Below are 12,865 nucleotides of genomic sequence, written 5' to 3' on the forward strand. Positions count from 1 at the left end.
AACTTTTTGGGGGCATATCATATTTGCCGGGTTTTCTTTTTAATTATTGCCTGTTTTTTATTCAGCCAGAATTGTGATCTCGGCACCGGAAGCAAAGTCCTGTCCGTTTTGTTCACTCAAGGCTGTAAACCGGATGTAGCGGGCTTTTACCGGCTGGGTGAAAATTACTTTTTTCTCTTCTGCATTATTGGCAAACGTTCCTTTCCGGATCGGTTCACCCCAGTTTTTACCGTCCTGGCTCACGTGGATGCTGTAATCTTTTATATTACCGTTACCACCGTTTTGCCGGGGGAGATAGGTGAAACCTTTGATTGTTTTTACTTCTCCGGCATCCAGGTCTACCCAATGCGGGTATTTGGCTACAGTTACGGAATACATGGTATGCCAGATCGTATTCGGATCGCCGTCCGTCAGGTTTGCTGCATCTCCTTCTCCCGATTCTTCGCTGCTGGCATATACGACAACCGTTTGTATTGTTTCGATCTTTTCGAATGTCATGGTTGTTTTGATTTCCGGAGTCGATTTATACCAGGCTGTAATTGTACCTCCGTTCCGGAATGGAATCGGTTGGGTGTATACTTTTGCTTTACTCTTACCGATGGAGTAACAGATTTCAGCTCCTTGTTTTGCCGAAGAGAGTTCTACGATTCCGCTTCTGTTACGGGTAATGGAAAGTGGAATTTCTCCGGACGGAGCGACATTTGCGATAGTCGTTAAATCTTTTCCGGCCGGGCGGATGATAAAACCTATATTGTTGTGTCCGGCATAAACACGGTCCTGTTCCAATGGACCTCCTTGTCCGCAACTGTTACCGCCTAATCCGGTTACCGCTGCATCCAGGTGGAGGTAAGTATCTCCGGCCGGCGGCAATTGGTAAGGATGAGGAGCCAATATCAGATCGAGGGCCGAATATTGTAATGCAGAAGCCGATAAATGGTTCGTTGCAACAAATACAGCTCCTTGATGTTCGGCATCGGTCAGGGCACACCAGCGTACATCTTCGTGATTTCCCATGTCTTGCGGTTTCGGAAAGTTTACGAATTCACCGGCAACCGTATTCGTATGTTGTTCGATGAATTGTCCGCTTTTGCGGTCGGGGTAATTATCGGCCGGACCGCGACCGTAATAGGTGAAGTTTTTATATGCTTGCGGCACTTTCATGACATATCCCAAACGTGGCAGGATCAGATTCGGCTGATTGGAGGTAATGCTTGCCTGTAGTTCAATAGAACCGTCCTGATATACCGTCCAGATTTGGTTGGTTGTGAATTTAAAGTCACTTTCTCCGAACGGTTTACCGGTCAACTCTTCAATGCTGTTTTTACCGGAGCTTGTTCCTCCGAGGATCTTGGCGGCATTCGGAGCCTGGGATACGACAGTAAAGGCCAGTACGATCGTACCGTCCTTTGGGGTTATGATTTTACTGTCTGTCGTTTTGTGTACCAGGTTGTGTAAACCTTTTTCGAACCATTGGGCATAGAACCAGTTGTCGTTGTTGGTAAATGCCCGCAACGCATCCAGTTTCGGACCGTTACCTGCCGTAATTATGGTTTTCCCACCGTAATTCAGACTGTAAATCGTTCCGGTATTTGTATCGAATTGCACTTCAAAATCATCACCTTTTATGGTTTTGATATTGGAAGGTGTATCGGTGTAGGTCAGTTTACCGGCTTTTGCCGCTATTTCTCTGACGGCCGGACGTGCTGTGGCTTCTTTGACAGGAAGTTGTTCTTCCATAGCTACGAAACCTTTTTTTGCCCAGGGCATATCGTTCTTTAATAAGAACCGGATTTTTACGAAATATTCAGAGTCGTTTTTCAGCCGGTCATATCGATAGGGGATGGTTACGCGTACTCTGCTACGCGGGGCTATCGTTCCGGTGGCCAGATTACCTGACTCGATTTCTTTCCCGTTTTCATAAAGCGACCATTTGATGTCGTATTCCGAAAGGTCTTTGAAATAGTATTTATTGAAAATTTCATAACTGCCTTTTGCCGGATCGATGGCATTGACGGCTATGTCCTGATAAACTTTTTTTACTTCAAAATATTGTGGTTTCGGTTCCAGATCGCCGAAGACAATCCCGTTCATTACAAACTGTCCGTCATTCGGGGTATCTCCGAAATCTCCGCCGTAAGCCAGGTAACGCTCGCCTGTTTTTTTGTCGTAATTGTACATGGATTGGTCAACCCAGTCCCAGATAGCACCTCCGCAGAAGAAATTGGTCGATTCAATGGCTTCCCAATAGTCCACCAGATTACCGCAGGCATTTCCCATAGAGTGGGCATATTCCGAAACATGGAACGGATATTTGATGTCATAATGTCCTTTTACGGCTCCGCGCATCCAACCGATTGACGGATATTGATTGGAGCCCATGTCTACGATATCGTTATTTCTCTCGTATTGTACCGGACGGGATAAATCCACTTGTTTCAGGGCTTTGTATGCTGAAACGAAGTTTTTGCCGGGGCCGGCTTCATTACCCAATGACCAGATGACAATGGAGGGGTGGTTGATGTGATTATCGACCATTTCCATAACGCGGGCAACATGCGCGGCTTCCCATTCTTTCGGGTGTGACAGAGAAGCTGCTCCGTAATAATATTCATGCGATTCGATATTTGCTTCGTCTTCCAGGTAAATACCATATTTGTTGCACAGGAAATACCAATAGGGATCGTCCGGATAGTGTGAGTTGCGGACGTGGTTGATATTTCCTTTTTTCATCAGCATAATTTCGTCTTCCATCATTTTACGGGTGATGGCGTGTCCTACTGCGGGATTTGATTCGTGACGGTTAACTCCCTTCAATTTTACGGTTTTACCGTTTACGTAGTAATAGCGTCCTGCCAGACCGAATTCATCTTCCGATGCCGGCGTATCTTTAATTTCCACTTTACGGAATCCGACGATGGTAGAAACGATGTCTATCGTTTTGTTTTTTTTATCTTTCAATTCCGCTACCAATGTATAACGGTAAGGTTGTTCCGCCGACCATTTGTGGGGTGCTTTTATGTTAAAGACAACCTGCGATTCTGTCGTCTGTTCCGGTGTGATCAGAACAATCGGGGCTGCCGATACGCTGCCGGCCAACTTGTCGTTTGCATCGGAATACAGTTCGTTTTCATATAAGGAGTAGTGCATTTGGTAACCTTTAACCGCTTTTTTACCCAAATTGCGAATATCAGCGGTGATTGTCAGGGAACCGTCGGTATAGGTTGCATCCAGGTCGGGAATAACCTTTAAATTACGTACATGTACCTGAGGGGTCGAGTATAAAGCTACCGTCCGGAAAATACCCGGCAATCGGAACATGTCCTGTGCTTCCAGGAAAGAACCGTCAGAATTGCGGTATACTTCTGCTGCTACCGTATTTTTCCCTTTTTGCAGGTATTTGGTGATATTGAAATTAGCTGTATTGCGGGAGTTTTTAGAGAATCCGACATATTGACCGTTGATCCACAGATAAAAAAAAGAATCTACGCCGTCGAAGCTGATGAATACTTCCCGGCCATTCCAATCCTGCGGAATTTCAAATTCCCGCCGGAAAGAACCTACTTCGTTCCGGTATTTATAGGTGGTCCAGTTCGTCGGAGGAGTACGCATGACTCCTCCCCGCCAATCGTCTACTTTTACCTGGTGCTGGAAAATTACCGGTTGATTTACGTAAATGGGTACCCCGTATTTCAGACTGCCGTCTTTTTGTATACCGTAGATGTTCCAGCTTGAAGGGACGGGGATATTGTCCCAGCCTGTGACATCGAATTCCGGCTTGTAAAAATCTTTCGGCCGGGAATCCGGATCGGGGGCCCAGTTGAATTTCCAGTTTCCGTCGAGAGACTGCCAGTATTTACTGTTTTCCGGTAATACCTTACGGGCATTCGTCACATTTTCAAACGAAAAGAAATAAGCCCGGGGTTGTTCTTTATTCAATGCCAGATTTTCAGGCGAGTTCCATTCATTGCCGGCCGGTGATTCTACCACGGCATAACTGAATCCTTTCAGTGGAGGTTGTCCTGCAAAGGTTTGCATTGCCAAACAACATCCGATCAGACACGATGTAATTTTACGCATAAATGTTTTTTTTATATTTTATTGTTAGAAAATCGATACACCACTACCAATCCGTATGCAATATTCGATAAAATCCGGCATATTACCAAATGGTTTTTTCCCGTTTCAGCCGGGAAGGAGGGGAAAAACATCGGTCTGAAGAGAGGAAATCAAGCTGCGGAAATAGATGTTTTAGCGGTATTAATATGTTGATTATAAATAAAATAAATGTCCCGGAAAAAATCCGGGACATATGTGTTTTTTATAAAAATATTCGGTAAAAAAATTATTTATAAATAATGACTTTCTTTTATTTTTTACTTTCAGACAATACCGGAGAAGCCCATAAAGGCCATTGCTAATAGTCCGGCTGTAATCAATGCGATCGGGGAGCCTTTCATGCCTTTGGGAACTTCGGTTAACTCGAGTTGTTCCCGTATTCCTGCAAAGATGATGAGAGCCAAACCGAAACCGATTGCTGTAGCTCCGGCAAATACGATGGATGAGAGTAATGTAAAGTTTTTCTGGATAACCATAATAGCGACACCCAATACGGCACAGTTGGTTGTAATTAAAGGCAGGAAAACCCCCAAGGCCTGATAAAGGGAGGGACTGACTTTTTTCAGTATAATTTCTACCATCTGCACCAATGCTGCGATGATCAGAATGAATGTAATGGTTTGCATGAATTCAATGTTCAGGGGCGTCAGAATTGTCACCTGAACGATATAGGTTACCAAGGTAGCGAGGATCATGACGAAAGTAACGGCTCCGGTCATCCCCACTGCTGTTGAAACCTTTTTGGATACACCGAGGAACGGACAGATACCCAGAAACTGTGCCAGTACGATGTTGCTGACAAAGATGGCTGATATGATAAGTATAATATAACCCATAGTTTTAGATCAATTAGTTTGCTTTTCTGATTTTATTTACGATGGCGATAAGATATCCTAATGCAAGGAAGGCACCCGGAGCGAGAACAAAGACCAGCATTCCGTAATTTTCATTAAAGACCGGCAGGTTGAATGCTTTACCGCTTCCCAGTAATTCCCGTATTGTCCCCAGGAGCGTCAAACTGAGGGTAAAACCGAGTCCCATCCCCAGTCCGTCTAAAATAGACGGCAGGGCTTTATTTTTAGATGCGAATGCTTCCGCCCGTCCCAATACGATACAGTTTACGACTATCAATGGGATGAACAGGCCCAAAGAGGCATGTAAAGCCGGGAGATAAGCCTGCATGGACATATCTACAACTGTAACGAAGGCAGCAATGATAACGATGAATGAAGGGATACGGATTTTATCCGGAATAATATTGGATACCACAGATATCACGAGATTCGACATGACTAATACGAAGGCTGTAGCGAGTCCCATGCCCATACCGTTGATGGCGGAAGTGGTTACACCTAAAGTCGGGCACATTCCCAACAATAGTGCGAATGTCGGATTTTCTTTGAATATGCCGTTGGTAAAAACTTTTAAATTATTCATGGTTTTTGGATTTATGATTTACGATTTATGATTTACGAAGGCTTCAACAATCTGAGGTGACGTAAATCTGAAATCAAAAATCGTCGTTTATTGGTTTTGTTGTGTCGTATCTGCAACAGGCGTTGTGTTGTTGCTTATTGCGGCAGCAGCACGGTTGACAGCATCCAGGAACGCCCGGGATGAGATCGTCGCTGCTGTGATTGCATCGACGTCGCCTCCGTCTTTTGTTACCTTTAGGCCGGTTGTACCCGGGATTTTCCCGATAATACTGCCTTTGCCTTCTTTGGTAAACCAGATGTCCATTTTGGAGCCCAGGCCCGGAGTCTCTTTGTGTTCCAGTACTGAATAATTGTAGATCGACCCGTCTTTGTTGAAACCGACCATTAACCATACCTGTCCGCCGAAACCGTCATTACTCAATGTTTTTACGGCTGTACCGATCAGTTCACCGTTCTTTTTGGCCGGATAAACAACCAGGCTGTCCGGTTTTTTTTCTTTATAGAGGTATGGATAATCCAGTTTGCTGTCCGTAGCTATTTTCCAGGCATCCATACTTGGATTGTTATCGAATTCTCCCGGGATAACCTGGCGGATGGCGTTTACTTGTTTTGCCTGTTTAGCCTGGTTTATCGGCTCCGCAGTCAATGAATAGACATATCCAACTGCCGCCGATGCTATCAAGGTGACAGCAAATAACACTACCACCATATTTATAAAGTTTGACTCTAATTTTTTTCCCATCATGATTGATTTTAAATTTTAGATTTTAAATTTTAAATTAAGAATTTACAATCTATAATTTACAATTTAAAATTATACGAATCTTGCCGGTTTACAATATCTGTTGATCAGCGGAGTGAAACCGTTCATGATCAGGATGGCAAATGACATCCCTTCCGGATATGCTCCGAAAACGCGGACGATAACGGTAATTATACCGATACCTATTCCGTAAATAACCATTCCTTTTACAGCCATAGGCGAGGTTACGTAATCCGTCGCCATAAAGATGGCTCCGAGCATCATACCTCCGCTTAGTAAATGGAATACCGGGCTTACAAAATGTTCCGGGTTGCATAGATAAAGGATACCTGAGAATACGAATACGGTAGCGAAGATCGTTACGGGGATATGCCAGGTGATAATTTTCCGGAATAACATGTATACGAATCCGACTAGCAGTGCAATGGCAGCTACTTCACCCAAGCTACCGCCCATATTGCCTAAAAACATTTCCCGGTAACCGGCAATATTCCCGGACGACATGACTTCCGTCACCGATTGTCCGCTTTTTAAAGCTTCTTTTAGGATAGCCAAAGGTGTAGCTCCTGTTTCGGCATCTACGTAAGAACTGGCTAAACCCAGCGGTTTCGGCCAGGTTGTCATTTGAACCGGAAATGATATCAATAAAAAAACACGTCCTACCAAAGCCGGATTGAAGATGTTACATCCCAATCCGCCGAAACTCATCTTGCCGATTCCGATAGCCACTAAAGCACCGATGATAACAATCCATACCGGCAAGTTGGAAGGTACGTTGAAGGCCAGCAAAACTCCCGTGATGATAGCCGAACCGTCAAAAACAGAGGGCTGGCATTTCAGTAAGAATTTTTGAATCAGGTATTCGAATATCAGACAGGCGACCACTGATGTCAAAGTTACAATGACTGCTCCCATCCCGAAAAATAAGACGGAACAGATGAAAGCAGGAATCAGTGCAATCAATACCCCGTACATATTTTTTTCGATTGAATCGTTGTTATGTAAGTGCGGAGATGGAGATATTAATAATTTCATATTTAAAATTTTAGATTTTAGATTTTAAATTGAATGAATGATTTGCAATTTAAAATCTGCCATGTATTATTTCTTTCTGTTTCTGATCATGACTCCGGTACGGGCTTTACCCAAGCGGATATAGTCCAGTAAAGGTCTGTCAGCAGGACAGGTGTAACTACACGAACCGCATTCGATGCAGTCCATTACTTTCTCTGCTTCCAGACGTTCCAATAAGTCGTGGCGGGAAAGAGTCATCAGTAAATAAGGCTCTAATCCCATCGGACAAGCAGAAACACATTTCGAACAGCGGATGCAATTCCGGCTCGGCTTGCGAGGTCCCTCTTTTTCATTTATGATCAGTACTCCACTCGTACCTTTCATGACCGGAGAGTCGATATTGGCCATTGTACGTCCCATCATAGGTCCTCCGCCGATGACTTTGGCCGTATCTTCCGGCAGGCCGCCTGCAGCGTTTATCAGTTCCGAGACCGGAGTACCGATACGGCACAGAAAATTACCCGGATTGTTCATGGATTTCCCGGTTACGGTAACTACACGTTCCATCAAGGGCTTGTGTTTCATGACGGCTTCATAAACAGCCAGTGCCGTACCTACATTTTGTACGACGGCTCCTACTGCAATCGGTAATGCACCTGACGGAACAGCACGTCCTGTCGTTGCTTTAATCAATTGCTTTTCTCCCCCTTGCGGGTATTTCACTTTCAGAGGGCAAATCTCTATGCCCAAAACTTTTGAGGTAATTGATGTCAGACGGTCGATGGCATCCCGTTTGTTGTTTTCAATGCCGATGATTGCCTGTTTTACATCGATGGCTTTCATCAGTATCTGTACGCCTATGATGATTTCTTCTGCCCGTTCCAGCATAATCCGGTGGTCGGCTGTCAGATAAGGTTCACATTCGACACCGTTGATGATCAGAATTTCAGCCTTGCTACCCGGAGGCGGAGATAATTTCACCTGAGTGGGGAAGGTCGCACCTCCCATACCGACAATCCCGGCAGCCGTAATGGCCTTTAAAATTTCTTCTTGAGATGCCGTGATGTTGTGATCGATTTTTTCAGAACGATCTATTCCTTCCATCCATTCATCTCCTTCGACCTTAATCACTACGCAAGGTTTTTGCAGGCCTGCCGCATCCGGACGGTTTTCTACGGCCAAAACAGTTCCTGAGACAGAACTGTGTACATTGGCAGATACGAATCCTGATGCCTGACCGATCAGCTGACCGGCTTTTACAGTGTCACCTTTTTGTACAACAGGAGTAGCCGGGGCTCCTATATGTTGTCCCAGAGGGATAATTACCTGTTCGGGTACAGGTAGTTTCTGTATTTTCCCGCCGGATGTCAATTTATTTTCAGGCGGATGTACGCCACCGATTTTAAATGTCTTTAACACAGCGTATTATTTTTAAATTTTAAAATCTATTTCTTGTTGGGTTGCCGTTTTCTCTTCTTGTGTTTTTTCCGGCATTTTTTCTGTTGCTTCCTCCACGGGTTTTGCTGTTTCTACAGGTTTTACCGTTTCCGTGGTTTTTATTTCTTGCCTTTCTACGGGCTTTGCGGTTTCTTCTGCTGCAGGTACTGCTTTTTCAGGTTTTACTTCTGCCGTTGTTCGGGTAGCCTCTGTCTGGGGCACATTGACAACATTGCTTTTTACTTCTGTTTTGGGTGTGTCTGTCGTAATTTTCCGGGCCGGGAAGTTTACTTCATGTATCGCTCCGGTGGGGCATACACTGACACATTTGCGACATAAGCGACATTTTGAATAGTCGATATAGGCCAGGTTGTTTTCTACTGTAATTGCTTCGAAAGGACATTCTTTGGCACATTTCATACAGCCGATACAAGCTACCTGGCAAGCTTTCCGGGCCACACCGCCCTTGTCTTTATTGACACAAGAGACGAATACCCGCCGGTCTTTCGGGCCTTTGTTACGCAGTTCGATGATATTGCGCGGACATGCTTTTACGCAGGCACCGCAAGCAACACATTTAGCATCGTCGACCTCGGGCAGTCCTGTTTTTTCATTCATATGAATGGCATCGAAAGGACAAGCGCTGACACAATCGCCGCATCCGAGGCAACCAAAGCTACAAGCTGTGTCGCCCACATATAAATTGTGCTCGATGGCACATGAACGTGCGCCGTCATATTGAGAGGTCCGTGGACGGTTTTCGCAACTGCCGTTGCATCTGACGACGGCTATTTTCGGTGTTTGCTCGGCCACCTCACGTCCCAATGCAGCAGCGACTTTTTGCATGGTTACACTGCCGCCTACAGGGCACATAATACCGTCCATCGTATCGGATTTTACAGCTGCCTCTGCTAATCCCCGGCATCCGGGATAGCCACATCCGCCGCAATTGGCACCCGGCAGAAGGCCTTCCACGATGTCTATGCGCGGATCTTCTTCCACCTTGAATTTTTGTGCTACGACATAAAGGATAATAGCTGATACTATACCGATAGCACATAATGAGATAATCGTGATAACAAGTGTATTCATGTATTTTAATTATAAATTATATATCAACTTAGCTTTTATGTATATTTCGGATTGTATTCAGCTTGTCTTTACAGGCTTTTCTCCGTTTTATTTCTTCGTGTCTATGAATGTTCAAATTTCTCCTTCTCTGAATCTCTCTACAGTAAATTTTATTCTTTTCCCGATTTTTTTACGGAATAAATACAATAGCACATAATAAAAAACAACGCCTCCCAATGCTACTAAAGCTGCCAAAAGTTCATCCTCCCCGGTTAAGGTCAACCAGGCTATCAGGGCTATAATCAGTATTGCCGGAAATACATAAGCGACTAATACCGAAAATAAAGCATCTTCCATGCGCGCGTATACCACTACTTTTTGACCATGTTCTACGGGAAAGTCCGGACGTTGGGCTGTAATCGTTTTCACGGCCATATCAGCCATTCCGCACATCCCTTTTGCATGACAGCTTGCACAGGCAGAACGACTGATGAGGAGAATATCGATAGTTTTTTTACCGATATTTTTGATTATCCCTTCATGTCCTATTCTTTCTCTTTGAGTCATTCCAAAAATTCCAAAATACGTGCAAAGTTAAAATTAAAAGCTAAATGATAAAAGGTAAAAAGTTAAAAATAATAGCTTCACAATATTAAATTGGATTGTCCGGATAAACTTTTTCCGGTTATCGTTGTCATAAAAAAGAATTTCATAATTTTAATTGAAGAGCTATGAGAAAGATTTTATTATTGTTTTCTTTATTTGTATTTCTATTTTCCTGTCATTCGAATCCTCAGCAACGTCGGGAGCCCGGAGAGCGCATGGATCCTGAGAAAGTAGCAGACCGGATGGTTGAACGGATGAATGAGGAATTAAAACTGACCGATCAGCAACAGAAAGAACTGAAAACCTGGTTTGTCGATTCTTTTAAGAAACGGGGTGAAAGTGTCCGGAAAAATAAAAAAAGCCGTGAAGAGATGCGGGCGGAGATGAAGAAAAGCCGTGAAGAAAACGAGGCACAGTTGAAAAAAATCCTGACAGAGGAACAATTTAAACAGTACCAGGAAAATGAGGCTAAACGTCAACAGGAGCGTCGGGAACAGGGAGATCGCCGCAGTCCCCGCTAAGAGCGGCCGGCGTTGGTTATAGTTTGATTTTGGCAACCAGCTTTTTGATGTGTCCTTCTCCGATGCAAGGAGCATGACCGTCTTCTGGAAAAAAGATGACAAATTCTCCGGGAGAAAGAGTGAAAATCAAATCGGCCTTATCCGAATAGAAAGCGATGTCGTTTTCCCGGGTATAGGCTTTTTTTTCGGCTTTCAAATCGCGTGTTGCTTTCCAGCCAAAAGATTCTTTTCCGGAGAGTAGAACCTGTATATCGATGTATTCTTTATGGATTTCGATGTCGGCATCCCGTAAATTACGCATTTCCGGTTCGGCAATATTGATCCAGATATTTTCTCCGTCGATGTCTATTTTTCCAGGAACCGTATGCAATATATCGTGTGATTTGATATAATCAAATACACGTTTGAAGGCCGGATGTAACCCTTCTATTCTCAGACTGTCTTCCAGTTTTCCGATGATCATGTTGTGGTCTTATTAGATGACATTCAGTATTTTAGCCCTGATTAACATGGCCACCCCGATGACACTTGCATTATCTCCCAGCCGGGAAATTTTGAATTTCGTGTCTTTACTGACCAGACTCAATGAATATTTATTGATTGCCGTTTTTAGAGGGAGCATCAGATAGTCGCCCACTAACGATAGGCTACCTCCGATAATGACCAGTTCCGGATTAAATAGGTTGATCAGTACACCGACGCCCCGGCCCAGCTTTTCTGCAATTTCAGAAATCAGACTGATGGATAAAACATCGTCATTGTTGGCGGCTTCAATAATGTCGTATAGCAGGATGTCTTTACCGCTTTTCTTTTTTTCAGATAAGACAGAGGTTTCGCCGGCATTCATGCGGGTAACAAACATTTTTTCCAAAGCAATACCCGATGCTTCCGTTTCCAGACATCCCTTTTTACCGCAATGACAAATGATTTCGTTGTCGAACAGAGGGATATGGCCGAATTCTCCTGCAAATCCGGTTTTCCCGTAATAGAGTTTATCATCGAACATCATACCGACACCGACACCCCGGCCCAGATTAAGGAACAGCACATTTTTTTCGTCTTTTACGACACCAAATATTTTTTCGGCATACATCATCGCCCGACTGTCGTTTTCGATATAAGTGAGTATGTTCAAACGTTCCTGCAGAATATCGGTAAGAGGGGTTTCGTTAAAATTGAAATACGTATAGCTATAACCGTTGTTCGAATCTACGCGTCCCGTAAGGCTCATACCCATTCCGATGATCTTTTCTTGCGGAACGTCGATCTCTGCGATGAATTTTTCTATTTCTTCACATACGTGTTCGAAAGCTTCCGGCGTATTTTCCAGCACAAAAAGTGTATCTTCTTTTTTATTGATGATACTTCCTTTGAAATCGACCAAAACAAATTCGATCCTCCTTCTTCTGACATCAACACCTAAAAAATAGAACGCATCTGAAGCCAATCCGAATACGTTAGGACGACGTCCTCCGGCTGTTTCTATTTTGCCGTGGTCAGTAAGATAACCGTCGTCTTTTAGTTCAGAGACCAGCTTGGTGGCTGTCGGAATACTTATATTTAATTCTTTGGATAAATCTGCAATTGTGGCTTCTTCAACTGTTACAAGATAAGCCAATATACTTTTTTTTAATAGACCATTTTTATATTCTGATCCGGAATTTTTATCACTTCCGAATTTTAACACGCTACTAAAGTCTACCATATGTAATATTTTTAAAAACTTGCTCTTTGTTTAAGAATTCGATTACAAATATAAAAAAATTAAAAAATAATTTACAATAAATAAATGTTATTTTGCCGTATTTGATAAAAAATCAGGAAGAGGCAGAAGGGAAGTTTGTGGTTTATGATTTTAAATTGGGAAACAGGGAGGGAGAAAATAACACATTGGGACGGAC

The 12,865-nt window shown here is 43.6% G+C and carries 10 protein-coding genes and 1 pseudogene; 1 reads left to right on the plus strand and 10 read right to left on the minus strand.

The annotated features are described in order from the left end of the window. Positions 1-57 precede the first annotated feature (57 nt). The 8 genes and pseudogenes from DD657_RS13575 to DD657_RS13610 all read right to left on the minus strand — a co-directional run. Positions 58-4,014: pseudogene (locus DD657_RS13575) on the minus strand (glycoside hydrolase family 2 TIM barrel-domain containing protein); the annotation flags it as partial. Positions 4,015-4,379: 365 nt separating this feature from the next. After that, a complete protein-coding gene (gene rsxA, locus DD657_RS13580) occupies positions 4,380-4,952 on the minus strand; it encodes an electron transport complex subunit RsxA (protein WP_021987665.1) in 573 nt (190 codons plus the stop codon). Between the two features lie 13 nt (positions 4,953-4,965). Continuing rightward, positions 4,966-5,553 carry an RnfABCDGE type electron transport complex subunit E gene (gene rsxE, locus DD657_RS13585; protein ID WP_021987664.1) on the minus strand — a complete coding sequence of 196 codons (588 nt, stop codon included), beginning with the start codon at positions 5,551-5,553 and terminating at the stop codon, positions 4,966-4,968. Positions 5,554-5,640: 87 nt separating this feature from the next. After that, positions 5,641-6,261, minus strand: coding sequence for an RnfABCDGE type electron transport complex subunit G (locus DD657_RS13590; protein WP_227461899.1), 621 nt, complete (start codon positions 6,259-6,261; stop codon positions 5,641-5,643). A gap of 105 nt (positions 6,262-6,366) precedes the next feature. After that, on the minus strand, positions 6,367-7,350 hold the full coding sequence (locus DD657_RS13595) for an RnfABCDGE type electron transport complex subunit D (protein WP_021987662.1): 984 nt from the start codon (positions 7,348-7,350) through the stop codon (positions 6,367-6,369). Positions 7,351-7,416: 66 nt separating this feature from the next. Next, positions 7,417-8,748, minus strand: a complete 1,332-nt coding sequence (gene rsxC / locus DD657_RS13600) for an electron transport complex subunit RsxC (RefSeq protein ID WP_287050415.1) — start codon at positions 8,746-8,748, stop codon at positions 7,417-7,419. 12 nt (positions 8,749-8,760) lie between these two features. Next, complete coding sequence (locus DD657_RS13605; protein WP_287050417.1) at positions 8,761-9,858, minus strand: Fe-S cluster domain-containing protein; 1,098 nt, start codon at positions 9,856-9,858, stop codon at positions 8,761-8,763. 111 nt (positions 9,859-9,969) lie between these two features. Further along, positions 9,970-10,404, minus strand: coding sequence for a SoxR reducing system RseC family protein (locus DD657_RS13610; RefSeq protein WP_021987660.1), 435 nt, complete (start codon positions 10,402-10,404; stop codon positions 9,970-9,972). A 164-nt stretch (positions 10,405-10,568) separates the two neighbouring features. Between DD657_RS13610 and DD657_RS13615 the strand changes: the two genes are divergently transcribed. After that, positions 10,569-10,964 (plus strand): DUF4890 domain-containing protein, encoded by a 396-nt coding sequence (locus tag DD657_RS13615; RefSeq protein WP_287050419.1) that lies wholly within the window; start codon positions 10,569-10,571, stop codon positions 10,962-10,964. 16 nt (positions 10,965-10,980) lie between these two features. Here the strand turns inward: DD657_RS13615 and DD657_RS13620 are convergent, their stop codons facing one another. Together DD657_RS13620 and DD657_RS13625 are read right to left on the minus strand one after the other, a co-directional pair. Next, a complete protein-coding gene (locus DD657_RS13620; RefSeq protein WP_021987658.1) occupies positions 10,981-11,427 on the minus strand; it encodes a NanQ anomerase/TabA/YiaL family protein in 447 nt (148 codons plus the stop codon). A gap of 12 nt (positions 11,428-11,439) precedes the next feature. Further along, positions 11,440-12,669 (minus strand): ROK family transcriptional regulator, encoded by a 1,230-nt coding sequence (locus DD657_RS13625; protein ID WP_021987657.1) that lies wholly within the window; start codon positions 12,667-12,669, stop codon positions 11,440-11,442. Positions 12,670-12,865 lie beyond the last annotated feature (196 nt).

Origin of the sequence: Culturomica sp., assembly GCF_003524185.1 — a bacterium.
Lineage (GTDB): Bacteria > Bacteroidota > Bacteroidia > Bacteroidales > Marinifilaceae > Culturomica > Culturomica massiliensis.

What these genes read in the sequence shown, in the direction of transcription:
- rsxA (WP_021987665.1), bottom strand. Translation starts at nt 4,952, where the DNA reads ATGGGTTATATTATACTTATCATATCAGCCATCTTTGTCAGCAACATC.
- DD657_RS13620 (WP_021987658.1), bottom strand. Translation starts at nt 11,427, where the DNA reads ATGATCATCGGAAAACTGGAAGACAGTCTGAGAATAGAAGGGTTACAT.
- DD657_RS13605 (WP_287050417.1), bottom strand. Translation starts at nt 9,858, where the DNA reads ATGAATACACTTGTTATCACGATTATCTCATTATGTGCTATCGGTATA.
- DD657_RS13615 (WP_287050419.1), top strand. Translation starts at nt 10,569, where the DNA reads ATGAGAAAGATTTTATTATTGTTTTCTTTATTTGTATTTCTATTTTCC.
- DD657_RS13625 (WP_021987657.1), bottom strand. Translation starts at nt 12,669, where the DNA reads ATGGTAGACTTTAGTAGCGTGTTAAAATTCGGAAGTGATAAAAATTCC.
- DD657_RS13590 (WP_227461899.1), bottom strand. Translation starts at nt 6,261, where the DNA reads ATGGTGGTAGTGTTATTTGCTGTCACCTTGATAGCATCGGCGGCAGTT.
- DD657_RS13610 (WP_021987660.1), bottom strand. Translation starts at nt 10,404, where the DNA reads ATGACTCAAAGAGAAAGAATAGGACATGAAGGGATAATCAAAAATATC.
- DD657_RS13595 (WP_021987662.1), bottom strand. Translation starts at nt 7,350, where the DNA reads ATGAAATTATTAATATCTCCATCTCCGCACTTACATAACAACGATTCA.
- rsxE (WP_021987664.1), bottom strand. Translation starts at nt 5,553, where the DNA reads ATGAATAATTTAAAAGTTTTTACCAACGGCATATTCAAAGAAAATCCG.